The organism is Streptomyces sp. NPDC029466 (assembly GCF_055574515.1).
The window spans coordinates 14,111-39,161 of the sequence record NZ_JBVHZH010000051.1; the positions used below are offsets into that span (position 1 = coordinate 14,111).

General features: G+C 71.0%; 21 protein-coding genes. 14 read left to right on the forward strand and 7 right to left on the reverse strand.

The window, feature by feature from the left end:
• The first annotated feature begins 30 nt into the window (after positions 1 to 30).
• A complete protein-coding gene (locus ACZ4XD_RS31000) occupies positions 31 to 2,226 on the forward strand; it encodes an FUSC family protein (RefSeq protein WP_468047587.1) in 2,196 nt (731 codons plus the stop codon).
• 46 nt (positions 2,227 to 2,272) lie between these two features.
• On the opposite strand, the gene ACZ4XD_RS31005 is transcribed toward ACZ4XD_RS31000, so the two are convergent.
• Positions 2,273 to 3,244, reverse strand: a complete 972-nt coding sequence (locus ACZ4XD_RS31005; protein ID WP_468047516.1) for an NAD-dependent epimerase/dehydratase family protein — start codon at positions 3,242 to 3,244, stop codon at positions 2,273 to 2,275.
• 92 nt (positions 3,245 to 3,336) lie between these two features.
• Between ACZ4XD_RS31005 and ACZ4XD_RS31010 the strand changes: the two genes are divergently transcribed.
• Together ACZ4XD_RS31010 and ACZ4XD_RS31015 are read left to right on the forward strand one after the other, a co-directional pair.
• Entirely contained in the window at positions 3,337 to 4,560 is a 1,224-nt protein-coding gene (locus ACZ4XD_RS31010) for a GDSL-type esterase/lipase family protein (protein WP_468047518.1), read from the forward strand.
• Between the two features lie 268 nt (positions 4,561 to 4,828).
• Entirely contained in the window at positions 4,829 to 5,917 is a 1,089-nt protein-coding gene (locus tag ACZ4XD_RS31015; protein ID WP_468047520.1) for an RICIN domain-containing protein, read from the forward strand.
• 92 nt (positions 5,918 to 6,009) lie between these two features.
• Here the strand turns inward: ACZ4XD_RS31015 and ACZ4XD_RS31020 are convergent, their stop codons facing one another.
• On the reverse strand, positions 6,010 to 6,864 hold the full coding sequence (locus ACZ4XD_RS31020) for a helix-turn-helix transcriptional regulator (protein ID WP_468047522.1): 855 nt from the start codon (positions 6,862 to 6,864) through the stop codon (positions 6,010 to 6,012).
• A 103-nt stretch (positions 6,865 to 6,967) separates the two neighbouring features.
• Between ACZ4XD_RS31020 and ACZ4XD_RS31025 the strand changes: the two genes are divergently transcribed.
• Positions 6,968 to 8,488 carry an MFS transporter gene (locus tag ACZ4XD_RS31025; protein WP_468047524.1) on the forward strand — a complete coding sequence of 507 codons (1,521 nt, stop codon included), beginning with the start codon at positions 6,968 to 6,970 and terminating at the stop codon, positions 8,486 to 8,488.
• An 8-nt stretch (positions 8,489 to 8,496) separates the two neighbouring features.
• Here the strand turns inward: ACZ4XD_RS31025 and ACZ4XD_RS31030 are convergent, their stop codons facing one another.
• Both ACZ4XD_RS31030 and ACZ4XD_RS31035 read right to left on the reverse strand, forming a co-directional pair.
• On the reverse strand, positions 8,497 to 9,222 hold the full coding sequence (locus ACZ4XD_RS31030; protein ID WP_468047526.1) for a ribonuclease H family protein: 726 nt from the start codon (positions 9,220 to 9,222) through the stop codon (positions 8,497 to 8,499).
• A 76-nt stretch (positions 9,223 to 9,298) separates the two neighbouring features.
• Positions 9,299 to 9,976, reverse strand: a complete 678-nt coding sequence (locus ACZ4XD_RS31035) for an AIM24 family protein (RefSeq protein WP_468047528.1) — start codon at positions 9,974 to 9,976, stop codon at positions 9,299 to 9,301.
• Positions 9,977 to 10,091: 115 nt separating this feature from the next.
• Here ACZ4XD_RS31035 and ACZ4XD_RS31040 point away from each other — a divergent pair, with 115 nt between their 5' ends.
• Positions 10,092 to 10,661 carry a GNAT family N-acetyltransferase gene (locus tag ACZ4XD_RS31040; RefSeq protein ID WP_468047530.1) on the forward strand — a complete coding sequence of 190 codons (570 nt, stop codon included), beginning with the start codon at positions 10,092 to 10,094 and terminating at the stop codon, positions 10,659 to 10,661.
• Positions 10,662 to 10,761: 100 nt separating this feature from the next.
• Here the strand turns inward: ACZ4XD_RS31040 and ACZ4XD_RS31045 are convergent, their stop codons facing one another.
• Positions 10,762 to 11,700, reverse strand: a complete 939-nt coding sequence (locus tag ACZ4XD_RS31045; protein WP_468047532.1) for a LysR substrate-binding domain-containing protein — start codon at positions 11,698 to 11,700, stop codon at positions 10,762 to 10,764.
• Positions 11,701 to 11,771: 71 nt separating this feature from the next.
• Here ACZ4XD_RS31045 and dapA point away from each other — a divergent pair, with 71 nt between their 5' ends.
• The 3 genes from dapA (at position 11,772) to ACZ4XD_RS31060 (ending at position 14,931) form a co-directional block, all read left to right on the forward strand.
• A complete protein-coding gene (gene dapA / locus ACZ4XD_RS31050) occupies positions 11,772 to 12,686 on the forward strand; it encodes a 4-hydroxy-tetrahydrodipicolinate synthase (RefSeq protein ID WP_468047534.1) in 915 nt (304 codons plus the stop codon).
• 133 nt (positions 12,687 to 12,819) lie between these two features.
• Entirely contained in the window at positions 12,820 to 12,972 is a 153-nt protein-coding gene (locus ACZ4XD_RS31055) for a hypothetical protein (protein ID WP_468047536.1), read from the forward strand.
• 489 nt (positions 12,973 to 13,461) lie between these two features.
• On the forward strand, positions 13,462 to 14,931 hold the full coding sequence (locus ACZ4XD_RS31060) for a sugar transferase (RefSeq protein ID WP_468047538.1): 1,470 nt from the start codon (positions 13,462 to 13,464) through the stop codon (positions 14,929 to 14,931).
• A gap of 70 nt (positions 14,932 to 15,001) precedes the next feature.
• Here the strand turns inward: ACZ4XD_RS31060 and ACZ4XD_RS31065 are convergent, their stop codons facing one another.
• Positions 15,002 to 15,946: a GDP-L-fucose synthase family protein gene (locus tag ACZ4XD_RS31065; RefSeq protein ID WP_468047540.1), complete on the reverse strand. Its 945-nt coding sequence runs from the start codon at positions 15,944 to 15,946 to the stop codon at positions 15,002 to 15,004.
• 178 nt (positions 15,947 to 16,124) lie between these two features.
• Here ACZ4XD_RS31065 and gmd point away from each other — a divergent pair, with 178 nt between their 5' ends.
• The 3 genes from gmd to ACZ4XD_RS31080 are packed head-to-tail and all read left to right on the forward strand — an operon-like array spanning position 16,125 to position 18,792.
• Positions 16,125 to 17,138, forward strand: a complete 1,014-nt coding sequence (gene gmd / locus ACZ4XD_RS31070; protein WP_468047542.1) for a GDP-mannose 4,6-dehydratase — start codon at positions 16,125 to 16,127, stop codon at positions 17,136 to 17,138.
• Positions 17,135 to 17,671, forward strand: coding sequence for a DapH/DapD/GlmU-related protein (locus ACZ4XD_RS31075; protein WP_468047544.1), 537 nt, complete (start codon positions 17,135 to 17,137; stop codon positions 17,669 to 17,671). The genes gmd and ACZ4XD_RS31075 overlap by 4 nt, the downstream gene beginning before the upstream one ends.
• Positions 17,668 to 18,792 carry a glycosyltransferase gene (locus tag ACZ4XD_RS31080; protein ID WP_468047546.1) on the forward strand — a complete coding sequence of 375 codons (1,125 nt, stop codon included), beginning with the start codon at positions 17,668 to 17,670 and terminating at the stop codon, positions 18,790 to 18,792. The genes ACZ4XD_RS31075 and ACZ4XD_RS31080 overlap by 4 nt, the downstream gene beginning before the upstream one ends.
• 38 nt (positions 18,793 to 18,830) lie before the next feature.
• Here the strand turns inward: ACZ4XD_RS31080 and ACZ4XD_RS31085 are convergent, their stop codons facing one another.
• Positions 18,831 to 20,042, reverse strand: coding sequence for a glycosyltransferase (locus ACZ4XD_RS31085; RefSeq protein ID WP_468047589.1), 1,212 nt, complete (start codon positions 20,040 to 20,042; stop codon positions 18,831 to 18,833).
• 186 nt (positions 20,043 to 20,228) lie between these two features.
• Between ACZ4XD_RS31085 and ACZ4XD_RS31090 the strand changes: the two genes are divergently transcribed.
• Genes ACZ4XD_RS31090 through ACZ4XD_RS31100 form a run of 3 tightly spaced genes read left to right on the forward strand, consistent with a single transcriptional unit; the run spans position 20,229 to position 24,975 of the window.
• Complete coding sequence (locus tag ACZ4XD_RS31090; protein ID WP_468047548.1) at positions 20,229 to 21,734, forward strand: hypothetical protein; 1,506 nt, start codon at positions 20,229 to 20,231, stop codon at positions 21,732 to 21,734.
• Positions 21,731 to 23,407, forward strand: coding sequence for a polysaccharide biosynthesis tyrosine autokinase (locus tag ACZ4XD_RS31095; RefSeq protein WP_468047550.1), 1,677 nt, complete (start codon positions 21,731 to 21,733; stop codon positions 23,405 to 23,407). The genes ACZ4XD_RS31090 and ACZ4XD_RS31095 overlap by 4 nt, the downstream gene beginning before the upstream one ends.
• The gene (locus tag ACZ4XD_RS31100) at positions 23,404 to 24,975 is read left to right on the forward strand and encodes an oligosaccharide flippase family protein (RefSeq protein WP_468047552.1); all 1,572 of its coding nucleotides are present in this window, start codon (positions 23,404 to 23,406) and stop codon (positions 24,973 to 24,975) included. Before ACZ4XD_RS31095 ends, ACZ4XD_RS31100 begins: the two co-directional genes overlap by 4 nt.
• Positions 24,976 to 25,051 lie beyond the last annotated feature (76 nt).

The following is a 25,051-nucleotide window of genomic DNA, read 5'->3' on the forward strand; positions in this document are numbered from 1 at the left end:
GCGGCATCCGACCCAGGGCTCTTGCGGCTGATGGCAGGGCTGCGCACGGTCGGGGCGATCGTGCTCACCCTCGTCGTACTGGCGCTGCTGGACACCGACGTCACGCTGATGGTCGCGGGCGCCATGACCGCCATGGTGTCCACCTTCGCGATCAAGGAGAAGGAGGTGCGCGGCCAGGCGGTCACCCTCGCGCTGGGCCTGCCCGTCGCACTCACCGCGATGTCGCTGGGGGCGCTGCTGCACACCCTGGTCATCGCCGGCGATCTGTTCTTCGTCCTGCTGATCTTCGGCGCCGTCTACTGCCGGCGGTTCGGCGACCGTGGCACCGCGCTCGGACTGATCGGCTTTCAGGTCTACTTCGTCTCGCTGTTCGTGCACGCCACCGGCCCGGCCCTGCCCGAGCTGTGCCTGACGCTGGGCATCGCCTTCGTATGCAGTGCGGTCGTACGGTTCGCCGTCGTCCCGGAAACCCCCACCCGCACCCTGCGGCGGCTGCGCGAGGCATTCCGGGCACGTCTCGCCCAGCTGATGGCGACCCAGATGGAGCTTCTGGACGCCGGGCCCGATGACCTCGACGGGGTCCTCGACGACCTGCGGCGGCACACCGCCCGGCTGCACGAAGCGGCCCTGATGATCCAGGGGCACCTGGAGGAGGGCACCCGGGACGCGGCCACGGCGGGGCTGGTGGAACGCCGCGTCGCGGAGGCCGAGATCGCCGCGGAACGACTGGGGATGCTGATCCTCAATGCCCGCAGTGCCGAGCGCGCGGACACCATCACCATGCATCTGCCGCACGCCCCCGTGCCGGCCACCGGCACCCGGCTGGGGACAGAGGAGGAGGCGCTCGCCATACTGCGGCGGGATCTGCGCGCCTTGCTGCTGCTGGTCGCCCGGCGCGCGCCCGACGACCGCGGCACCGCACTGGCCCTCGTCCGCAACCGGCTGCTCGGCTACCGGGAAGAGGACGATCTGCCGCGTGCCTCGGCCGCCGTCCAGGACGTCTTCCGCGGGCTCGGCGAGGCCGCGCGCGCCGTCCTGGGTCTGCGGCTGGCGCTGGACGGGCCACAGGACGAGTCGGACGACTCCCCGGCCACCACACGCTCGCGTGAGGAGTTCGACGCCGAGGACCTCTCGATCGTCGGGGCCGACGAGACCGAGGAGCCGGCGGACGACCGCACCGGGCTCGAACGGCCCACCACCCGGGCCGCGTTCCAGGTCGCGGTGGGCTCGACGCTGGCCATCATCGGCGGTGAGTTCCTGTCCAGCCAGCGCTGGTACTGGGCGGTGCTGACCTGCTGGGTGGTCTTCCTCAACACCGCGTCCACGGGCGAGATCCTGGTGAAGGGCTATCGCCGGCTGGTCGGCACGGTCCTCGGCGTGGTGGCCGGTGTCGCGCTGGCCGGGCTGGTCGGCAACCACACCTGGACCGCGTTCGCCCTGGTGCTGCTCTGCATCTTCGGGATGTGGTTCACCGCGCCGCTGTCGTACGCCCTGATGTCCTTCTTCACCACCGCGATGCTCGGGCTGCTCTACACCCTGCTCAACACCTACAGCCTCGACGTGCTGGTGCTGCGCATCGAGGAGACCGCGCTGGGCGCGGCCTGCGGGATCATCGGCGCCGTGGTGGTCCTGCCGGTGCACACCGACCGCCGCACGGACGAGTTGCTGGGCACCGTGCTGGTCCGGCTGCGGGACGTGGTGTCCGCGGCGGTGGAGCAGCTCAGCGGCGGGCCCGCCGTCGATCTGCTGGGCAAGGCGCGCGATCTGGACACCGCGCTGGACGAGCTGCGCGCCTCCACCCAGCCGTTGACGCACCCGATCACCCCGCTGCGCGGCCGCCGCCGGACCGTTCGTTATCTGGTGGCGCTGCTGGAGACCTGCGCGTATCACGCCCGTTCCCTGGCGGCGACGGCGGAACTCGTGCCGTACAGCAAGACCATCGCGGCCGACCCGCGGCTCGCCCGGGCCGGCCGGCGCATCGGCCAGAACATCGATCTCCTCGTCGCCCGGGTACTGGAGGAGAGCACCGAGGGCGAGGTCGATTCCGGTTTCAGCATCGCCGCGATGCTGGAAGCGGCCGGCGCGGGGGCGCTTCAGTCGGGCACGGTCACCTTCCGCGTGCTGCGGCATCTCCAGCGTCTCGACGAGGGAGTGGTGGGTCTCGCCCGGCCGCTCGATGTGCCGGTGGCCGGCCCCAAGGGGAGCAAGGGGAGCAAGGCCGGCTGAGCGGCGGCCGGTCCGTGACCGGTGGGCTCCCCGGGGCCCGTGCCGGTCATCCGCCGACGGCCCCGGCGTCGTGCCGTGCGAGCACCGCCCGCTCCTCCTCCGGGGTGTAGCCGACCTCCAGCGGCGGCTCGCCACGTGCGCGGTCCCACGCCAGGACATCGGCCGCGGTGACCTCCAGCGGGGTCGCGGGCAGGCCCGCCGCGCGGGCGCGCGCCGGACTGCGCTGCTGTGTCGACCACTCCGGCCGCGCGAGCGGGAACATCGGCGGCCGTCCCTCGGGCGACACCGGTACGATCTCGACCTCCGTGCCCGCCACCCGCGCACAGGTCTCGATGAGCCCGCCGAGGGTGGCCGGCTCGTCCGGCCCCACCGCGTGGAACGCGCCCGGACGCGCGTCGACCAGCAACCGCACCACCAGCCGGGCCAGATCGCGCGAGTCGATGACCTGCACCGGCTGCCGGGGGTCGGCGGGCAGGGCCACCCGTCCGCCGCTCGCGGCCCGGCGCACCCAGTAAGTGAAGGAGCCCTGCGGGTCGTACGGCCCGGCCACCCTTCCCGGCCGCACCAGCGTCGCCCGTGTGCCGTACCGGGCCACCACATCGTCCTCGCAGGCCACCTTGAGCGGGCCGTAGGTGTCCTCGGTGAGCTCCTCGGTGTCCCGCACGGGCGGCCGGCGCGGGGTGTCCTCGGTCGACCCCGGCCCCACCCCCTCGCGCTGGTAGACCGCATGGCTGGAGACGAACAGATACTGCCCGGCCCGGTCCCCCAGCGCGTCCATCGCCTGTCCGACATGGCGCGGCACATAGCCGCTGACATCCACGACCGCGTCCCAACTGCCCTCGCGCAGGGCCCGGTAGTCGCCGGTGTCCCGGTCCCCGAAGAGCCGGGGCACCCCGGGGAACAGCTCCGCCCCGGTCTTTCCCCGGCCGAACAACGTCACCTCGGCGCCGGTGCGCAGCGCCTCGTCCACAATGGCGCGGCCCACGAATAATGTCCCGCCCAATACCAGAATCCGCATGGTCCCCGACGCTACCGACCATGACGTCCCTGAGCAGGCAGGGGGCCGGAAATTGAGGTGCGCATCCGGTATCCGGTTGACAGACTGGGATCATGAGTTCTGAGTCCGCCTCCGCCCCGCACACCGCCACCACGCCCCCGGCAACTGGCTGGATCAGCACGCCCGTTACCGCGGATCTGCTGCGCGGTGCGCTTGAGCTGGAGCACACCGCGCACGGGGTGCTGCCGCACCGGCTGCCCGCCCGGGCCCGCGCCCAGTGCGCCGACGGACTGCTGGCCATGGCGGAGGCCCAGCCCTCGGGGGTACGACTGGTGTTCCGCACCCGGGCCACCGCCGTCGAACTGGACGCGCTGCGCACCAAGAACGCCTACGAGGGCGCCCCGCCCCGCCCGGACGGCGTGTACGACCTGTTCGTCGACGGGCAGCTCACCGGGCAGGACAGTGTGACCGGCGGCAATGTCGCCCTGGTGGACATGACCACCGGGGCCGCGGAGATCCAGCCCGGCCCGGCCGGCACCGTCCGGTTCACCGGTCTCCCCGACCGCGTCAAGGACGTCGAGATCTGGCTGCCGCACAACGAGATCACCGAGCTGATCGAGCTGCGCACCGATGCCCCCGTCGAGCCCCTCCCGGAGGGGGGCCGCAAGAGGTGGCTGCACCACGGCAGTTCGATCAGTCACGGCTCCGACGCCGCGAGCCCCAGCACCACCTGGCCGGCGCTGGCCGCCACCCTCGGCGGTGTGGAACTGACCAACCTGGGCCTGAGCGGCGGCGGCCTGCTCGACCCGTTCACCGCCCGCGCCCTGCGGGACACCCCCGCTGACCTGATCAGCATCAAGATCGGCATCAATGTGGTCAACGCCGACCTGATGCGGCTGCGTGCCTTCGGCCCGGCGGTCCACGGCTTCCTCGACACCGTCCGCGAGGGCCACCCCACCACTCCGCTGCTGCTCGTCTCCCCCCTCCTGTGCCCCATCCACGAGGACACCCCCGGCCCCACCGCCCCGGACTTCAGCAACCTCAGCGCGGGGAAGCTCCAGTTCAAGGCCGCGGGCGACCCCGCGGAACGGGCCATGGGCAAGCTGACACTCAACGTCATCCGGGACGAACTGACCCGCGTGGTGAAACAGCGGGCGGCCGACGACCCGAACCTGCACCACCTCGACGGCCGCGACCTCTACGGCGAAGCGGACTTCGCCGACCTCCCGCTTCCCGACCAGCTCCACCCGGACGCCGCCACCCACCGCCGCATCGGCGAACGCTTCGCCGCGCTGGCCTTCGGCGCCACCGGCCCGTTCGCGGCGGAGGGTGCCTAGTCCGGCGGCGGGGCTCGCCCTTCGACGCCCCTGAGGACGGGTGACCCTGGGGACGGTGCCTCAAGACGGCACCGTCCGGACGCCCACCGTCACAGGACCGGCATCCCGTCTGACCCCCATCGAGTGAACCGCTCCGACAGGAATGCACGGAAACCCTGCACAGAGTCCCCCACCCACGGAATGTCCGAAAAGGCATACTTCCTTCTTCTTTGGTCGCCAACCTAGGCTGCTCCGCCACTGGGCCGCACCACGCTCTGGAGGAGATTCCGTGACGAAGATGGCCGAGGGAACGTACCTGCTCAAGAACGAAGCGAGCGCCCTGTACCTGGGCGTGCGCGACGGCGACAACGGCTCAACGGTCGAGCTCCAGGAGCCGGCGACGGACTGGCGGCAACGGGAACGTCAGCTCTGGACGGTCGAGGACCGGGGCGACGGCAAGTTCTACCTGGACCGGTGGCGGAGTGCCGACTCCCAGTACCACGCCGTACGCACCTTTTCGCTGCGGAACGTCTACAGCGGCAAATATCTCCGTGCCCCCGGCGACAAGGCCGGAGCGTCGGTGGAGCAGGTGACCCCGCACGGCGCCCTCTCCTTCGATGAGAACGCGACCTGGATGGTGGAGGAGACACCGAAGAAGTACTGGGACTTCAAGGGCCTGCTGCTGGGCAACATCGGACAGTGCTACTACGGCTACGTGCCGGACGAGCGGAAGGACGCCGGAGCCCCGCTGTCGACCGACACCATGTCCGTCGCCCTCAACACCGGAAGCTGGTTCTTCGAACCGGAACCCGCCACCGGGCGCCCGGAGCAGGGCGGCGAGGAGATCGGGAACCACATGGACGCCTACTACGGAACGTACAAGGGCACGTTCCGCCGCGAGCTGAGCCGCGGAGTACCGGGCGATGAGGCGACAGCCCGTCTCCTGTCGGGCGTCTTCGACCTCACCGTGCGCTTCTTCATGGACCGGGGCGGGCACCACAAGGCGGAGGCCACCTTCCTCCGGCGCGAGTCCGGCGCGCAGCCGTACACCAGCGTCACGGACTACGTGCTCGGTCTGACGCGGGTGCCCAAGGTTGTGGAGTTCCATGCGAAGGGCATGGACGGCATCGTGCTCGGAGACCGCTCCGGCGGCAACCCGAACCAGGTCGACGTCTACTCCCACAAGTCGGTCAAGGACTGGATCGCCGACCAGCGCAGCGGTGTGTCGCTCAGCGGCGAGTTCGGTTTCCGCCTGGCGGCACTGGGCAGCGTGGACGGCACCAGCAAGCCGCAGCGGCTGTACGAGAGCACCACGACCACGATGGGGGCGGGCATGTTCGCCGTGCAACAGATCACCGACCTGGACCGCCATGACTGACCCGGGCCGGTCCCGGCCGGGGCTGCGGTGCCACGGCGGGCCTTCCCCGGCCGCTCGACTTCGTTCAACGGCGGTTGCGCCGCGAGACCGGGTTACGGGTGATCGGCAACTTGGCTGGACAGCAGTTGCAACGCGTCGGCCGAGGCGCTGTCGTTGGGTGTATAGAGCTCCAGGCGGTGGTCGGGGCTGTCGGGCTGGAGCCACACCTGGTAGTCGACGTCGACCCTTCCGACGGTTGGGTGTTGCAGATGCATCGTGCCCACCGTGCAGTCCGCGACGTTGCCTTCGGCCCACAGCTTGGCGAAGTCGCCGCTGTACATGGCGAGTTCGCCGATCAGTTCGGCCAATCGGGCATCAGTGGGATACCTGCCCGCGGTGAGCCGCAGGTAGGCGACATGGGTTCGGGCCAGTTCATCCCAGTTGCGGTGCAGATCACGGGTGAGGGAATCGAGGAAAAACATCCGGGGGATGGACGGCCGTCGTGCGAGATCACCCGGTGCGTAGAAGTCGATGTGTTCTGCGACCAGGGCATGTCCGGTGCGGTTCCAGGCCAGCACGTCGCCACGGCGGCCGAGCACGACGGCCGGCGTGCTCTCGCCCAGGGACGCCACAAGCGCCAGGACGCGTGGGTGCGGACTTTCAGGGCGCTGCCGGACCAGGCGTGATGTGGTGGGCTGACGGGCGAGGTTGTGCAGGTGGACGGTCTCTGCCGGATCGAGCTGGAGCACGCCGGCAAGCGCATCGAGGACCTGCCGAGAGGCAGTACCGGCCTGACCTTGCTCCAGCCGCGTGTAGTAGCCGGCGCTCACACCGGCGAGCTGGGCGAGCTCCTCGCGACGCAGGCCGGGTACGCGGCGGGCGGTGCCGTAAGTGCGCAGTCCGACGTCGGCAGGCGTGACCCGGTCGCGGCGGGTCTTGAGGTAGGCCCCGAGGCTCTCCAGTTCCATGACGTTGAGCATAGGGGCGACGGTCCGTTTCCGGGTGCCCCTGCCAGGTGTACCCACGGCGCGGGGATGGTTGCCGCATCCGACGTACCGCACCGTCGGACGCATGAATGAACAGCGTGTTTCTCACTCAGCGGGCTTGCGTGCGTGGCTCGGTCTGCTGGTGGTGCTCGGCCCGGTACTGCTGGTCGCGATGGACGGTTCGGTCCTGTTCCTGGCGACGGCCAAGGTCTCCGAGGCTCTGTCACCGACTGCCGATCAGGCGTTGTGGATCCTGGACGTCTACGGATTCGCCGTCGGGTCCTTGATCATCGCGTTCGGGAACATGGGTGACCGGTACGGTCGGCTGAAGCTGCTGATGATCGGCGCGGCGGTGTTCGGTGCCGGCTCGGCAGGAGCGGCGTTCGCTCCCGGGCCGGAACTGCTGATCGCGTTCCGGGCGTTGATGGGCGTGGCCGGTGCCACGCTGCTGCCGTCGGCGCTGGCGGTACTCAGCGAACTGTTCACCGATCCACGCCGGCGGGCACACGCGATCGGGATCTTCGCAGCCACCTTTGCCGCCGGGTTCGCGATCGGTCCGGTCGTCGGCGGACAGCTGCTGAGCAGGTTCTGGTGGGGGTCGGTCTTCCTCATCAATCTCCCCGTCGTCGTGCTGTTCCTGCTCCTGGCCCCGGCCCTGCTCCGCGAGGTACGTGCCACCCGGACCGGCCGCATCGACGTCTTGAGTGTTCTGCTCTCCGCTGCGGGCATCTTGCTGACCGTCTACGCGATCAAGCACGCTGCCGCGGCGGGGCTGAGAGCAGCCCCGGTGGTCACCGGGATCGTCGGCGTCGTCACCCTGCGGTGGTTCGTCCGGCGGCAACTCCGCCTCGAATACCCGCTGATCGACTTCCGCCTCTTCCGCGACCGGGTGTTCACGATCGCGGCCATCACCGGGCTTCTGCCCCTGGCCGCATGGTCGGCAACGGCTTACCTCGGCGGCATCTACCTCCAGTCCGTCCTCGGACTGACAGTGCTGGACACAGCTCTCGTCGCGCTCCCCGGCGCCGCTGTGCTCACCGTGACCTGCATCGTCACACCGGCACTGGTCGCGCGGATCGGCACCCGCGCAGCGCTCATCACCTGCCACTTCTTCATCGCCGCAGGGCTGCTCCTGTTGCCGGCCACCAGCGCCTCCGGCGGCAGCGGCTGGTACGTGGCATCCACCCTCATCGCCGGCGTCGGCTACGGCATCTCCTTCAGCGTCGTGGCCGACACCGCTGTCGCTGCGGTGCCCGCAGAGCGCGCCGGGTCCGCGGCAGCAATCGCCGAGACCAGCAACGAGATCGGCAACGCCCTCGGGATCGCACTCCTCGGCTCGCTGGCCGCCCTGATCTTCCGGCTCCAGGGACCTGACCTCGCCGGCACCCTCAACGAGACACTCCAGATCCCCGGCCTCGCGGCCGCGGTGATCGGCGAGGCGAAGTCAGCCTTCGTCACCGGTCTGCACGCTGCTGCCGCTATCGCAGGCATCCTCCACGCCGCACTCGGCGTCTTCGCCCTGCGCCACCTCCCGAGGGCCTTCACCAGCACCGGCGACGCCCAGCACGGTGGTGAGCCACATCGAGGAGCTTCGGCGAACGCATAAAGGGTGGCCTAGTCGTCCCCCGCCCCGGAACGGCAGGCGGGGTGGCCCCAGCCGTCGGGGTTCTTGGTGATGGGCTCGCCCGCCGCGTAGGAGCGCCCGCAGCGGCAGCGGCCGGGGAACTTGGCGTTCAGGGTCCGCGTCTTTCCCGAGGTACGCCGCTGCGGTGCGGAGGCGGTCTTCGCCGCCGGACCGGAGGCCCGTCGACGGGTGCCGGCGGGCCGCACGGTGTCGGGGGCGGACGGCGGTTCCGGGGAGCCGAGTGCGCTGCCGGCGGCCTCCTGGACGATGGCCGCCTGGCTCGCCGCCCGGTCGGCGAAGTCGTTGAGCGGGTCACCGTCCACCTGGTGCGCGGGGACATAGCGGAACTCCACGGAGCGGTCCGTGAGCAGCGCGTCGATGCCGGCGACCAGTTCCTGATTGGCGACCGGCTTGCCCGCGGCCGTCTTCCACCCCTTGCGCTTCCAGCCGGGCAGCCAGGTGGTGACGGCCTTCATCGCGTACTGGGAGTCCATCCGGATCTCGATCGGGACGGCCGGATCGGTGGCTGCCAGCAGACGTTCCAGGGCCGTGAGTTCCGCGACGTTGTTGGTCGCGGTGCCCAGCGGCCCGGCCTCCCACCGGACGACGGTTCCCGCACCGTCGGCGATGACCCAGGCCCAGCCGGCGGGCCCGGGGTTTCCTTTCGAAGCGCCGTCACAGGCGGCGATCACGCGTTCAGCCATGCGCGCGATCATGCCAGGCAGCGGCCCCCCGCGCGAAGCCGCCTCCGCGGGGCCGGCCCGCGGTCGCCCGGCCCCGGGCTGATCCGGATCAGTTGCCGGATTCCTTCTCCGGGCGGAGTTCACTGGGCCGTACGATCACGAAGCCCTCGCCGTCGAGGCGGAGTTGGACGGCCTCCCCGGAGCCGCCCCGGAGCATCGAGCCGAGGCTCTGCGACCGGTGCAGCGTGGTCTGGAGTGCGCTGCTCCAGCCGACCACGGCATCGGTGTCCACGAAGACCGGGGCCTGCGGGGAGACGGGTATGACGATGGGGTTGCCCTCACACATCACCCCGAGCTTGCCCTGGCCGCTGAAGACGGAGTTGAAGAGCCCGCCACCGACCATGCCGGCACCCTTGACGACCTTGATCTCGTAGGAGAGGGACGGGTCGAAGCACAGCACATTTCGGCCATTGACGGTGATGCCGTCGCCCGGGGCGAGGTCGATGATGAAGCAGTTGGCGGCCTCGTGCGCGAACCACACCTCGCCGCGGCCCTGCACGGCCATCAGCGCCAGCCCCTCACCGGTGACCGCCCGCTTGAGGAACTTGCCGATGCCCTGCCCCTGCTTCTCGAATTGCAGGTCGCCGCGGTAGGCGATCATCGAGCCCTGCCGGGCATAACACTCGCCGTCCAGCGCGTACTTGAGGGATTTGGCGTTCTGCTGCGTCATCCCGGGCGCGGTGGCCGGTGCGGCCATGTTCTCCGAGGCGAAGAGGTCACTGTTCATGGCCGGAATGCTAGCCGGAGGTCTGCTGGGCGCACCGGGAACGTCGGGGAGTTCGGGCGTCGGAAGACCCCGCCCCGGCCCCGATCCCTCCGGTCGCTGGTCGTAGGTTCATGCCATGACGCCCATTGACGACATGGACTACGAGTTCCGCGCTGCCCGGCCTGAGGACACCCAGGCCATGGAGGCACTCGACGGATCCTTCACCACCCGCACGGTCTTCCATGTGGCCGGCACCGAGGACGGGTTCGCCCTCCAGGAGATCCCGGTGGACCCGCCCCTCCACAAAGTCTTCCCAGCGGAGGATGCCGACGCCGACGACGGCCCTGCCGGCGAGGAGGACCCGCACAGCCGTACTTTCGTCGCCGTTGGCTCCGACCATTGCCTGGCGGGCTTCGCCGCCGTCTCCTACGCCGCGTGGAACCGGCGGCTGACCATCGAGGAGATCAAGATCGCTCCGCCCCATCGGAGTCGGGGCCTCGGCCGGGCCCTGGTGGGCCATGCCGTCGAGTTCGCCCGTGAGCGCGGTGCAGGGCACCTCTGGCTGGAAGTCACCAACATCAATGCCCCGGCGATCCACGCCTACCGGCGGATGGGATTCACCTTCTGCGGACTGGACACCACGCTCTACGACGGCACGCCCTCATCGGGCGAACAGGCCCTCTACATGAGCATGCCGTGTCCCTGAGCCGCCGACAGACAGCCCCCTTCAGCATCCGGCCCACGGGTTCGCGGTCAACTCGCCGGGGCGTCGGCACCCTGCTCCAGCAGCGCCGGTGCGGAGTCCGCTAGCGCATCGCGGTCTTCTCACCGGGCCCTGAACCCCTCATACAGCCCACTGCCGCTGTTGCCGCGGCCACGAATGCGGCGATCGCCGGATGAGTACCGCCGCCCGCGCGGAAGGCGACCTTCGATCGTCGGAACAGCGGCAACTTGGTCAGCACCACCCCTGCGGGGCTTTGCGCAGTGGCCATTTCCGGCACGAATCCGGCCCCCTGCCCGGTGGCGGCCAGGGCCAGCACGGTGCGGAAGTCATTGACCTGGTGGCGAATTCTCGGCTGGAACCCGGCCGCCTGGCAGGCGCGCACGGCCATCGCGTGCCCGGTCGTGCCGTCCCGCGCGGTGATCCACGGGGCCTCGGCATACGGGCCGAGCAGCTCCGCCAGCGTGCCGCTGTGGCCGGTGGTCTCGGCCGCGGTCCTGGTGACGAGGTACACCGGCTCCTCCAGCAGGGGCACCTCGTCCACCGTGGTGTCCGGTGACGCGGGTACGAAGTCGTAGTCATGGACCAGGGCCACGTCGAGTTCACCGGCCCGCAGGCCGTCGGAGACGCGCGCTGAGTCGATCTCTTGCACCATCGGTTCCAGCGCGGGATGCCGTTGCGTCAGCTCGGCCAGCGCGGCGGGCACGATGGTGTGGCCACCGGAGGGAAAGGTCCCGATACGCAGCGGCCCGCCGATCCCCTCCCGCGCGCCGGCGAGCTCGGCGACCGCCAACTCAAGGCGTTCCAGCACGGCGTCGGCGTGTGCGACGAGGGAACGGCCTGCGGGCGTGAGAATCACCCGCCTGCCGCTGCGTTCCAGCAAGGCCACACCCGCCTCGCGCTCCAGCACACCCAGCTGCTGGGAGACGGCGGATGCGGTGAAGGTCAGCGCCTCGGCCACGGCCGCGATCGTGCCCCGCCGGTCGAGCTCGCGAAGCAGGTGGAGACGACGCACATCAAGCATAAGTTCAGCTTAGCCATGAAGGTAGAAATCAGAAATGGATCTACCGGTTCGGTGTGAGCCAGGGTGGAGCCATGAAGCCCAATCCCCTCTTCACCGGCCTGTACGTCCCCTTGGTGACTCCCTTCACCCACGACCTGCGTCTGGCCCCCGACGCGCTGGCCCGACTCGCCGACGAGGCGCTGTCGGCCGGCGCCTCCGGACTCGTCGCCCTCGGCACCACCGCGGAAGCAGCCACGCTGACCGCGGAGGAGAAGCGGACCGTGGTGCGCATCTGCTCGGCCGCCTGCCGGGAACACGGCGCCCCGCTCATCGTCGGGGTCGGCACCAACGACACCGCCACCGCCATCACGTCGCTGCACGAGCTGGCGGCCACCGGTGACGTCGCCGCGGCGCTGGTTCCCGCGCCGCCCTACACCCGGCCCGGTGAGGCGGGGACACTCGCGCACTTCACCGCGCTGGCAGAAGACGGTGGCCTACCGCTGCTCGTGTACGACATCCCCTACCGCACCGGACAGACTCTCAGCGCCGACGCGATCGCCGCACTCGGCCGCCTGCCAGGGATCGTCGGAATCAAGCACGCGACCGGTGCGATCGACGCGACCACGATGGCATTGCTCGACTGTCCCCCGCCCGGCTTCGCCGTGCTCGGCGGCGACGACGTCGTCATCTCCCCGCTGGTCGCGGCGGGCGCCCACGGCGGAATCGTCGCCTCGGCCAATGTCCGCACCGCCGACTACGCCGAACTGATCTCGCTGTGGCATCTCGGCTCCGCCGCACCCGCCCGCAGGCTCGGAGCCGAGCTGGCCCGGTTCTCGGCTGCCCTGTTCGCCGAACCGAACCCGACAGTGATCAAGGGAGTACTGCACGCTCAGGGCCGCATTCCCAGCCCTGCCGTCCGGCTGCCCTTGCTGGCCGCCTCCACGAGTACGGTCCGCCGGGCGGAGAACCTGGCCAACAGCCGGATACGCCATGTGTCCGCGATCTGACCGGCGCTGCTCCCGGTGGCCGTCGGGACCCTCCGGTACCTGGTGTCGGCCGCTGTGGACGGACGGGCCTCCGACGTCCCGGCGGCCACGAAGGCCACCGGGCAGCGCTCCACGCGGTGGGAGGATCGGGTCCATGACGACCGTGTCCGGTGATTTCGAGTTGACCATGGACGAGCTGCGAGTGGTGGCGCGCTACGTGGCGGAGAGCGCCCAGGAAGTCCTCCCCGTGTTCGAGGAGACCGTTCCCGGCGATCCGAGGCTCGGCAACGTGCCACGCCGGTACTGATCGCTGTGCTTTCCCGTTATCCTCTCGCACCCACGGCCAAGGATCGCGTGGACGCAACTCATGAGCACCTTGGACGCTTCCCTACGCGCCGCCGGCTGACCGACCGCCGCACGCGACGCAGCTCCGCCCCGGTCAGGGCACGGGCGCGGGAGCGCACACACATGGCGCCCGGGAACAACTCGTGGGCGCCCAGCGTCCCTCCCGGCCGCGGCTGACGGCCGGCCTGCCGGGCGATTCGCCGTTCCGCAAAAGGGTTGTTCGCCCCCCGGCACATTGGCCGAGACCGGATCACGCGCTCGTCCCGTTGTAAACAATCGGACACAAGAACACTCAAAATAGGTAAACCACAGCAGTCGGGCGCAGCGTGCTCTAGCGTCACGTCCGACACGGGGGCGGTTGTGGGGCCGGGGGGCTCCAGCCGCGCCGGAAGTGAAGGGGACGACCAAGTGGGGGGCCATGGGGTTGTTCGAAGCTGCCGGAGCAAGGGTGATGGATTCACCTGCCGGGACAGCCAAGTTGGACCGCGTACCGGAACGCGACGACAAAAGCAGGCACAGGCCGACGGAGCGCCGGCTGCGACAGCTGGCGCCGGCCGTCGATGCCGTGGGGGCCCTGCTGCCGGTGGGGCTGCTCTGTGCCGTGACAGAGCAGCCCCAGCCGCTGCTCACCGCGGTGCTGGCCGGCGCCTCATGGCTCGCCGTGGGCGCATCGAAGAATCGTTACAGCCGGGAGGAGCCCGCCGGAGACGACGCCGCGCTGCCGGTCTTACGTGACTGGCTGACCATGCTGGGCGTACTCGCCGTCGTCTGCGTCGTGGCGCGGGTCGAGGTCTCGCTCAAGATCTGCATACTCGCCCTGTTGCCGTGCCTGGCGCTGGGCGTGGCCCGGCGCCGCCTGGTGCACCGGTATCTGGTGGCCGCCAGACGCCGTGCGCAGGCGCTGCGCCGGGTGCTGATCGTCGGGGAGGCGGGCACCGTCGATGTGGTGCTCGCGGAGCTGGCACACCGTACCGATCATGAATATGTCGTGGTCGGCAGCTGTCTCGTCGGCGAGGAGGCCATCGACTCGGCGGTGCCGGTCCCGGCCCGGCTCGCGTCGGACGGAAGCGCGCCCGAAGCGGCACTGGACGGCGAGACCGTGCTCCGGTGCGCCGCCGACCTCGACGCCGATCTCGTCTTCGTGGCGCCGGGCCGCCGGCTGTCCGCGGGGCGAATACGGAGGCTGGCCTGGGCCCTGCACGACGGGGGTCGGAATCTGGCCATACTTCCGGGCCTGATCGATGTGTCGCAGCACCGGGTCCGGCTCGCGAAGGCGGCGGGCCTGACGGTGATGCATATAGACCCCGCGGCGCGGCGCGGGATGCCGGTTCTGCTGAAGCAGCTCACGGACCGGCTGGGGGCGTTGCTGCTGTTGGCACTGCTCTCCCCGGTGTTCGCCTTGGTGGCGGCGGCGATAAGGCTCTCCTCCGCCGGGCCGGTGTTCTACTGGCAGATCCGGGTCGGCCAGGATCTGCGGCCGTTCCGGATGTGGAAGTTCCGCACGATGGTGGTCACCGCCGACCGGATGCGGGCGGCGCTGGAGACATCGAACGAGCACGACGGGGCGATGTTCAAGATCCGGCGGGATCCGCGGGTGACGCCGGTGGGCCGGCTGCTGCGCCGCTTCTCCCTGGATGAACTGCCCCAGCTGTTCAACGTGTTGACCGGCCATATGTCGTTGGTCGGCCCGCGGCCCCCGCTGCCCGAAGAGGTGGAGCGGTACAACGGGACCGAGCTGCGCCGACTGTCCGTCAAGCCGGGACTGACCGGGCTGTGGCAGGTCAGCGGGCGGTCCGATCTCTCCTGGGACGAGACCGTCGCGCTGGATCTGAGCTATGTGGACAACTGGTCCTACGTCCGCGACATCAATGTGCTGGTCCGTACCGTGCGGGCCGTCGTGGACGGGCGCGGTGCGTACTAGCGCGCCACGGTGTGCGTCCGGCGCCTCGCCGAGCGGCGGGCGCCGGGTGCACGGTACGGATCCAGGGCGGTCACACCGCGGCCGGCTCCGCCCGCCAGGCCCGGTAGGTCCGGGCGATGCCCTCGGCCAGCGGGATGGTGGGCGTCCAGCCCAGGGCCCGCATCCTGCTGATGTCGAGCAGCTTGCGCGGGGTGCCGTCGGGGCGGGACGGGTCGAAGGTGATCCGGCCCTCGTATCCCACCGCGGCGGCGACACGGGCGGCCAGGTCGGCGATGGTCAGGTCACTGCCGCAGCCGACGTTGACCGTGTCGTCGCCGTCATAGCGGCGCAGCAGCACCTCGCAGGCGGCGGCCAGATCGTCGACGTGCAGGAACTCGCGCAGCGGGGTGCCGGTGCCCCAGAGGGTGAGCTCGGGCAGCCCTTGTTCCTTCGCCTCGTGGAAGCGGCGGATGAGCGCGGGCAGGACGTGCGAGGTCTCCAGGTCGAAGTTGTCGCCCGGCCCGTAGAGGTTCGTCGGCATGGCGGAGATGAAGGAGGCACCGTATTGCCGGCGGTAGGAGCGGATCTGGACGAGACCGGCGATCTTGGCTATCGCGTAGGCCTCGTTGGTGGGCTCCAACGGGCCGCTCAGCAGGGCGTCTTCGGTGATCGGCTGGGCGGCGTGCTTGGGGTAGATACAGCTCGATCCGAGGAACAGCAGCCGACGCACCCCGGCCCGGTGCGCGCCTGCGATGACGCTGAGCTGGATGCTCAGATTGTCCTCCAGGAACTGCACGGGGTGGGTGCTGTTGGCCATGATTCCGCCGACCTTGGCGGCCGCCAGGACGACGGCGTCGGGCCGCGCCGAGCGCAGATACGCCTCGGTGGCCCCGGCATCCCGCAGGTCGAGCTCCGCGCGGGTACGGGTCAGCACGTCATAGCCCTGCGCGGACAGCCGACGGGCCACGGCGGATCCCACCAGGCCTCGGTGGCCCGCGACGAAGACGCGAGCGGGTGTGGGCAGCAAGTCATCCATGGGCCGGATTGTGCCAGTCAACCCGATACGTCCACCGGCTATTTCAGGAAATATCTGCCGCTCCTCGCCCTCGACCGGCGGCAACGGAGCGGGTAGCGTCCACGCCCCGCGGTCCGCCGGCGCGTGGGTAATCCAGCAAGTCAGAACCGATGTACATCACTTCTCGTGGGGGGAAGCCATGCCGAAAACCGCGGTCATCACCGGAATCACCGGTCAGGACGGTTCGTATCTCGCCGAATTGCTGCTGAGCAAGGGCTATGAGGTGCACGGGCTGATGAGACGCTCATCGAGCTTCAACACCGAGCGCATCGACCACATCTACCAGGACCCGCACACCCCCGACCGGCGACTGCTGCTGCACCACGTCGATCTGTCGGACGGGGTGGCCCTGGTGAATCTGCTGCGCGATGTGCAGCCCGACGAGGTCTACAACCTCGGGGCCCAGTCCCATGTCCGGGTGTCCTTCGACGCTCCGCTCTACACCGGCGATGTGACCGGGCTGGGCGCCGTACGGCTGCTGGAGGCCATCCGCGCCAGCGGCGTGCAGACCAAGCTCTACCAGGCGTCGTCCTCGGAGATGTTCGGCGCCACCCCGCCGCCGCAGAACGAGGCGACGCCCTTCCACCCGCGCAGCCCGTACGGCTGCGCCAAGGTCATGGCCTACTGGTCCACGGTCAACTACCGCGAGGCATATGGCCTGTTCGGGGTCAACGGGATCCTCTTCAACCACGAGAGCCCGCGGCGTGGTGAGACCTTCGTGACCCGTAAGATCACCCGCGCGGTGGCCCGCATACAGGCGGGCCTTCAGGAGCACCTCTACCTCGGCAACCTCGACGCCGTCCGCGACTGGGGTTACGCCCCGGAGTACGTCGAGGCCATGTGGCTGATGCTCCAGCAGGACGAACCCGACGACTATGTGGTGGCGACCGGAGTGGCCGCGACCGTACGGGACTTCCTCCAGGCCGCCTTCGACGCGGTGGGGCTGGACTGGGAGCGCAGTGTGCGCTTCGACCCGAAGTACGAGCGGCCCTCCGAAGTGGACGCGCTCATCGGTGACGCGTCCAAGGCCAAGAGCCGGCTGGACTGGTCGGCAAAGGTGCAGTACGACGAACTCGCCCGGATCATGGTCGAGTCGGACATCCGGCAGCTGGCGGACGAGCTCTCCGGTCACCGGGTGCGGGTGGACCGATGACGGTCACCGCCACCGACCGCCGGCTGCGCGGCTTCACCGGCGCCGGCTATGACAAGGGCCGGGGACTGCTGACCCAGGTCGCCTGGTTCGTCGTGCTCAACGTCCTGTTCATGAAGTGGTGGTTCCCGCCGCGGCTGCGGCCCGCGCTGCTGCGGCTCTTCGGCGCCCGGGTCGGCGAACGGGTGCTCATCCGGCACCGGGTACGGGTGCAGTGGCCGTGGAAGCTGACGGTCGGCGATGACGTCTGGGTGGGAGAGGATTCCTGGCTGATCAACCTGGAGCCGATCACTATCGGCCATGATGTCTGTGTGTCCCAGGGCGCCGTGCTGTGCACCGGGAGCCACCAACGCCGTTCGCCCACCTTCGAGTTCGACAACGCACCGATCCGGCTGGAGCCCGGGTCCTGGGTCGCGGCCCGTGCCATGGTGCTGCGCGGTGTCACCGTCGGAGCGGACGCGGTGGTCGGGGCCGGTGTGGTCGCCCACCGCGATGTGCCGCCGGGGGCCGTGCACACCACCGGAGGTGCCGTATGAGGATCACCCATGTGGTGACGCTGGTCAGCGACGACGGGGCCTACGGCGGTCCGGTGAGCGTGGCCACCGGACAGCTGGGCGAACTGGCCGCACGGGGGCACGAGGTGGAGCTGGTCTCGCTGTGGCGGGGCCGGAGCGCGCCCCCGCGGTCGGTGGACGGGGTGCCGCTGCGCGCCCGGACCGCCCGCACGCTGGTGCCGGGGCAGGGTTTCCTGGGCCTGTTCCACCCGGGGCTGCTGCCCACGCTCTGGCGGCGGGTGGGCCGGGCCGACGCGGTGCATCTGCACGCCGGGCGGGACCTGGTGTCCCTGGCCGCGCTCGTGGTGGCCGTGGTGCGCCGCCGGCCCTTCCTCGTGCAGACCCATGGCATGGTCCAGCCCCGCGGCTCGGCGGTGGCCCGGCTCTTCGACCGGGTGTATGTCCCGCTGCTGCGGCGGGCGTCCGCGGCCCTGGTGCTCACCGACGAGGAGGAGGCCGGGCTGCGGAAGGTGCTGGGCCCGCGCGGACCGCGGCTGGTCAGACTCCCCAACGGGGTCCGCTCCCGCCCGGCCGACGGCGAGCGCAGCGACACCGATGTGCTCTTCCTCGCCCGGCTGCAGAGCCGCAAGCGCCCCGAGGCCTTCGTGCGGATGGCGGCGCTGGTGCACCGCAAACGGCCCGAGGTGTCCTTCACCCTGCACGGTTCGGACGAGGGGCGGCTGGCGGAGGTGCGGCGGCTGATCGCCGAGGAGGGGCTGGGCGAGGTCGTGACGTACGGCGGGGCCCTCGACCACGACGCCGCGGTGCGGCGGACGGCGCAGGCCACCGTGTACGTGCTGCCCAGCGTCGACGAGCCGTTCCCGATGAGTGTGCTGGAGTCCCTGGCGGTGGGCACCCCGGTGGTCTGCACCGGCAGCTGCGGGATCGCCGGTACGCTCCGGCGGCGCGAGGCCGCCGTGGTGACCGACGGTTCGCCGGAGCAGCTGGCGGACGCGGTGCTGCGGCTCCTGGAGGACCGTCCGCTGCGGGAGCGCGTCACCCGGGCCGGCCGGGCGGCCGTCGAGGCGGAGTTCTCGCTGGCGGCCGTCGCCGACCGGCTGGAGGGGTGGTACGGGTCCCTCGCCCGGCCCGGCGCACGGTGACCGGGGCGGCGGGGGCCCGGCGCCCCCGCCGCCCGCGGCTACCGTCCGGCGGCCCGCGCGATCCGCAGCAGTTCGGTGATCCGCTCCAGACCGGCCCGGCTGCTGAGCCGCTGCTCCACGTACTGCGGGCCCCGGGCTCCCAGCCGCGCCGCCCGCCCGGGGTCGTCGGCGAGCGCCCGGACCTCCGCGAGGAGCGCCTTCGGGTCCTCCGGTGCGAGGACCGTCCCGGCGCCCGAGCGCAGCACCTCCTGGGCGGTGCCCCCTTCGGCGGCCACCGAAGCGATCACCGGCCGGCCGGTCATGAAGTACGAGGTCAGCTTGGACGGCAGGCTCATGTCCAATACGGAGGCCTTCTGGGTCACCGCGAGCACATCGGCGGCGGCCAGCACCTCGGGGAAGTCCTCGGCGTCGGCGGGCGGCAGGAAGGACAGCGCGGGGACGTCCGCGGCGAGCCGTTCCAGATGCGCCCGCTGATTGCCGTCCCCCATGAGCACGAAGCGCACGGGCGCGGCCTCCTGCCCGGCCAGCCGCGCGGCCTCGACCAGTACCTCCAGCCCCTGCTTGAGGCCCATGTTGCCGGCGTGCAGCACCACGGTCTCCCCGCCGGACCAGCCCAGCCGGGCCCGGGTGCGGTCCCGGTCACCGCTCGGACCCCGCACATGGGTCCAGTTGGGCACCACATGCACCCGTCCGCGCGGCACGCCCATCGCCGTGACCCGGTCCACGAACGATTCGTGCACCACGCCGACGACGGCCGCCTGACGCAGCACCCGCGCCTCCACCGCCCCGGCCAGGGCCGCGGCCCGGCCCCCGCCCTGGATGCCGCTCTGCTCGGCGGCGGCCCCCATCAGGTCCTGGACGACCACGACATGCGGTACCCCGGCCTGCCGCGCCAGCCGCCCGCCGAGCACTCCCCCGGCCAGGCTCGGCATCTGGGTGAGCACCACGTCGGGTCGGATACGCGGTGGTGTCAGGGCACTGTGGGCCAGGATGCTCGCCTCGAACAGGGCCCGGCGAAGGGCGGTCTGGTGCGGCGGAACGGTGTGCCGCCGGCGGTGCACGGTCACCCCGCCGCGGCGTTCCCGGACACGCCACCGGCCGCGGTAGCCGTCCGCGACCCGCCAGGCGGGATAGTGCGGCATGCCCGCGAGGACATGGGTGTCGGCTCCGGATGCGGCCAGGTGCTCGGCGATCTGGGTCGAGTACGGCCCTATGCCGGTGTGTTCGGGTGCGTAATTGGTCGAGACCACGAGCACGCACCGGCCCGCGAACGAGTCTTCCACGAATGGCCCCCCTCTGGATGTGCGGTCATCGTAGGAGCCTGCCGGGGCCCGCGGGCTGTGAATTGCGTTGCGATTGTGTCCCGAAGGCGACCTTGTTTTCCCGATGTCCCTTAGATTGTGGTCGCTGGTGGGGAGTTGGGGGGAGGTGGGCCGATGCCGCGCGGGAAACGTTCGGGCGCCACGGTGCCGGTGCGGGGCGTCGCCGCACTGTGCTGCTGGGCGCTGCTGCTGGTGGTGCTGCTTCCGGTGCTGATCCTTCAGTCGCTCGACGCCCGTTTCGGCGCCGCGCTGGCCGTGCAGTGCGTGGTGGTGGTGCACACGGGTGCGGCGCTGGCACGGGTGCTGACGGACGTCCGGGCGCGGCTGATCGCGCTCGGTTTCTGGCTCTTTTCCTATGTGTGGCTGGGACTCGCGCCGCTGGCGATGCTCGCGACGGACGCCTACCCCCGGGGCTTCATGGTCGACGCGAACACCGCGTTCCTGACAACGGCCGTGGTGGAGACGGGACTTCTCGCCTACAGCGCCGGGTCGGCGGTGGCGTCCTGGCGGTCGTCGCGCGCCTCCGTGCTCCTCGAACCGGTGCTGGCCCGGCGGCTGTCGCCGGGACGGGTGCTGCTGCTGTGCGGTCTGGCGCTGCTGCTGGCGGTCGCGCTGATCCCGGGTCAGGGCGGACTGTCGGCGTTCTTCCTCAGCCGGCAGGCCGCCAACGAGGCCGCGGCACAGGCCGCGCCGGCCGCGTCCGCGGACCGGGCGATGGCCGCCTGGGCCCTTTCGGTACCGGCTTTCTGGGCGCTGGTGGGGCTGGTGCACGTACCGCGGTTCACCGCCGGTGACCGGACCCTGCGCGGCTTGCGGTGGCTGCTGCTGCCGCTGCTGATCGCGGTGAACGTGGTGGTCAACAACCCGATCAGCCAGCCGCGTTTCTGGGCAGGAACGGTCCTGCTGGCGCTGGTCTTCAGCGCCTCCTGGCTGCGCGGGCCGCGGGCGTTCCGGATGGGCGCGGCGGCCGTGGCGGCCGTGGTCCTGATCGTCTTCCCGTACAGCGACTACTTCCGCTACGACAAGCGGGAGCCGGTCCATGTCGTGTCGCTGGCCGAGCAGTTCACGTCCAACGGTGACTATGACGCGTTCCAGCAGATCGAGACGGGTGTGGACTACGTCCATGCGCATGGCTTCACACCGACGGCCGCGCTGGGGCCCCCGCTGTTCTTCGTGCCGCGCGCCGTCTGGCCCGGCAAGCCCGATGACGCGGGCATCCTGCTCGCCCGGCACGCCGGCTATACCTTCGAGAACCTCTCCGCGCCCTTGTGGATCGAGTCGTACATGTGGGCCGGGTTCCCGTCGGTCATCGCCGTCTTCGGTCTGATCGGCGCGGTGGGGCGGCGTATCGACGACCTCCGGCACCGGCTGCGGCGGCGCCCGGGGACCCTCGCCGCGCTGCTGGTGCCGGCCTTCGGCTTCTATCAACTGGTACTGCTGCGCGGCAGTTTGATGGCCATCGTGGGCCCGCTCGCCCTGCTGGTCTGCATCCCGCTACTGATCACCCGTAAGCCGGGACGGCGGACCCTTCCGCCGTCCGCGGCGGACCCCGCGGGCGCCTCGGCGTCGCCCGCGCCCCGCACCGCCTTGCCGCTACCCACAGGAGGAGCACGTACGTGAGCGTCTTCGACGAGCCCGCGGAGGAGCCGGACCAGATCCGGGACCAGCTGCGCCAGCTCTTCCGGTACCGGGCCCTGGTCGTGCTGGGGCTGGTACTGGGCATGCTCGGCGGTGGCGCCGTGTCCCTGCTCGGCGGCTCGACCTATACCGCGACCGGCGAGGTCGTGGTGCATGCGATCAGTACGGCGCCCTTCGAGGCCGGCGGGGTCTCGGTGGACAAGCAGATCAGCATGGGCACCGAGCGGCAGATCGCGCAGAGCGCGTCGGTCGCGGCCGGTGCGGCCAAGGCCCTGAAGCTGACCACCGATCCGGCCCGGCTCCAGCGGGATCTGCGGGTGAGCAATCCTCCCGAGACCCAGACCCTGATGTTCGAGTACGACGCGGACTCCCCGGACCGGGCGTCCGCGCTCGTCAACGCCTTCGTGCATGCGTATCTGGACTACCGGGAGGACGCCGCGACCAAGCGGATAGACAAGACCGTCAGCAAGCTGAGCACCGAACTCAAGCCGCTCCAGGAGCAGCGCAAGGTGCTGGACCGGCGGATCGCGGCCGGGAGCGGGGGGCGGGCCACCGATGAGTCCGAGCGCAGCAACCTGGTGTCGGAGATAGCGGATCTGCAAGGGCGGATCTCCAGCCTGAAGTCCCTCGACACCACGCCCGGTGACATCGTCCGCAAGGGCGATCCGCCGGCCTTCCCGTCCAGCCCCGGTCTCGTCGTGCTGCTGCTGGCCGGGGCCGTGGTCGGGCTGGTGCTGGGCATTCTGGCGGCCTGGGTGCGCTCGGTGCTGGAGCCGCGGGTCCGGTCGGTGGCGGATGTGCAGGACAATCTGCGGGCACCGGTGCTCGGCATCCTGCCCCGCCGGCAGGGCGGCGCGGAGCTGCTGGAGGTCGGGCGGACCGGCCGCGGCAACCGGGCGGAGGCCTACCGGACGATCGCTTTCCGGCTGGTGCACGACCAGCGCTTCGCGGGACGGGGCAGTCTGCTGGTCGTCTCTCCCCGGGAGCATGCGGAGGCGGTGTCGGTCGCGGTCAACCTGGCCGGCGCGTTCGCCGAGATCGGCAACGACATCCTGCTGGTGGAGGCCGATCTGCGTACTCCGCAGCTCGCCCGGCGGCTGCCGCTGCACCACGGTCACGGCCGTCCGGTGCCGGGCAGTTGGGCGGACGGCGAGCGGCTCGCCGTGGACGCGGGGGTGGACGGGCGGTTCGATCTGCTGCCCGGCCGGGAGGTGCCCAACCCGGCGCGTGCCCTGTCCTCACCGCAGTTCGCACGGCTGCTGAACGCCCCGTCCGGCCCGAACGAGAATGTCGTGGTCGTCACCGGGCCGCTGCTGTCGCATGCGGACGGGCTGGCCGTCGCCAAGCAGGCGGCCGGTGTCGTGGTGGTGTGTGATCTCAACGAGGTCCGCCGGGACGATCTGGACCGGGTGTGGGAGCTGATCACCGGCGCCGGCGGGCACATCCTGGGGGCCGTCCTGGACAAGGGCAGCCGCGGGACGTCGCTGCGCCGGCTGACGGACGGCGGACCGACCCACCGCAAGCGCGGCCGGGGCCGTGCGCGGACGGCCCCGGTGGCACCGCCGCCGCGGCCGGGCCCGCCGCCGCCGCTTCTCGGACCGGCCCCGCAGGACGGCGCGTCCGTCGACACCGACACCACCTCGCTGCGCGGATGACGGCCATCCGTCCGGCGGGGGCGGGCGGGCGGCCCGCGCCACCGGCGGCGGGAGCTGCCGGGGCCGGCGGACGCGGGGTCGGCAGCACCGCCCGCGGCAGCATGTTCGGCCTGGCGGGCTCGGCCGCCAACGCGCTGTTCGGGTTTCTCCTCGTCGCCGTCATCACCCATGGTCTCGGGGCCCGCGGGGCCGGCGCGGTGTTCACGGGGGTCGCGGCCTTCACCATCCTGAGCAACGCGCTGAAGCTGGGCGCCGATACCGCGCTGGTCCGCTTCGTCTCCCGGGATCTGGAGCTCAGCGGCGGCGCCGGGGTACCGGCCCTGCTGCGGATCTCGGTCCTGCCGACGCTGCTGGCGAGCACCGCGGGTGCGGCCGTGCTGCTGTGCTCCCCCGGGCTCGCCGGTCTGCTGCTGCCCGAGCTGGATCCGGGCCAGGCCGCCGCGCTCATCCGGCTGTTCGCGGTGTTCCTGCCGGTGACGACGGTGGCGCTGGTGCTGCTCGGGGCCACCCGGGGCTACGGTTCGGTGGTGCCCTTCGTGGGCGTGGAGCAGATCGGCAAGCCGGCCCTGCGGGTGCTGCTCGCGGTGCCGCTGGTCCTGGTCGCGCCGAGCGTGACCGGTCTCTCGGTGGCCTGGCTGGCGCCCGGGGTGCTGGGCGCGGTGGCCGCCGGCGTCTCGCTGCGCCGGTCCCGCCGTACGCACCCGGGTTCCGGGCAACCGCCGTCGCAGTCAGGGGAGTTCTGGGCGTTCGCCGGACCGCGGGCGGTCTCCTCCGTCTTCGACATCACCGCGGTGTGGATCGGGGTGATCCTGCTGTCGGCGCTGGGCACCGGCGCCGACGCCGGCATCTACACGGCGATCGGACGGCTGGTCACCGCCGGGAGCCTGCTCCAGTTGGCGATCAGACTGGCGGTGGCACCGCAGATCAGCCGGCTGCTGGCGGGCGGCGACCGGCACGGGGCGCGGCATCTGCACCGGCTGTCGACCCGCTGGATCGCGCTCTTCTCCTGGCCCGTGTTCCTGGTCCTCGCCGCCTTCCCCCGGACCGTGCTGTCGCTCTTCGGGCCCGGCTTCGGCGGTGGCGCGGCGGGGCTGGTGGTCCTGGCGGCCGCCTGTCTGGTCAATGTCGGCGTCGGCAATGCGCAGACGGTCATCCTCATGGCCGGGCGGAGCGTCTGGAATCTGGTGGTTGCGGGCACCGCGTTCGTGGTCCAACTGGGCAGCGGCATCTGGCTGGTTCCGCGCTACGGGGTGCTGGGGGCGGCGGTTTCCTGGGGCCTGGCGATCGTGGTGGACAACGGTGCCTCCGCGCTGCTGGCCCGCTACCGCCTGGGCTTTCGCACCGTCGACCGGGGCTATCGGTGTGCCGCGGTGCTCGGCGTCGTGACGGTGGCGTTCCCGGTGTTCGCTCTGCGGGCGCTTTTCGGGGACACCGTTCCCGGCGCGCTTTTGGGAATTGTTTTAGCCATTGGGGCTTTCTGCGCCGCCGTCTGGCGCTATCGTTTGCCGCTGGGGGTAGGGGAGTTCTTCGGGGCGCTGCGCAAGCGTGGTTCGGGAAACTCACCGTGAACGTTGGGCCCATTTCCGCACAGAACTCGTCGCGTTCCCACGTCCTACCCTGACAATTCCGATCGCGCCATGCTTC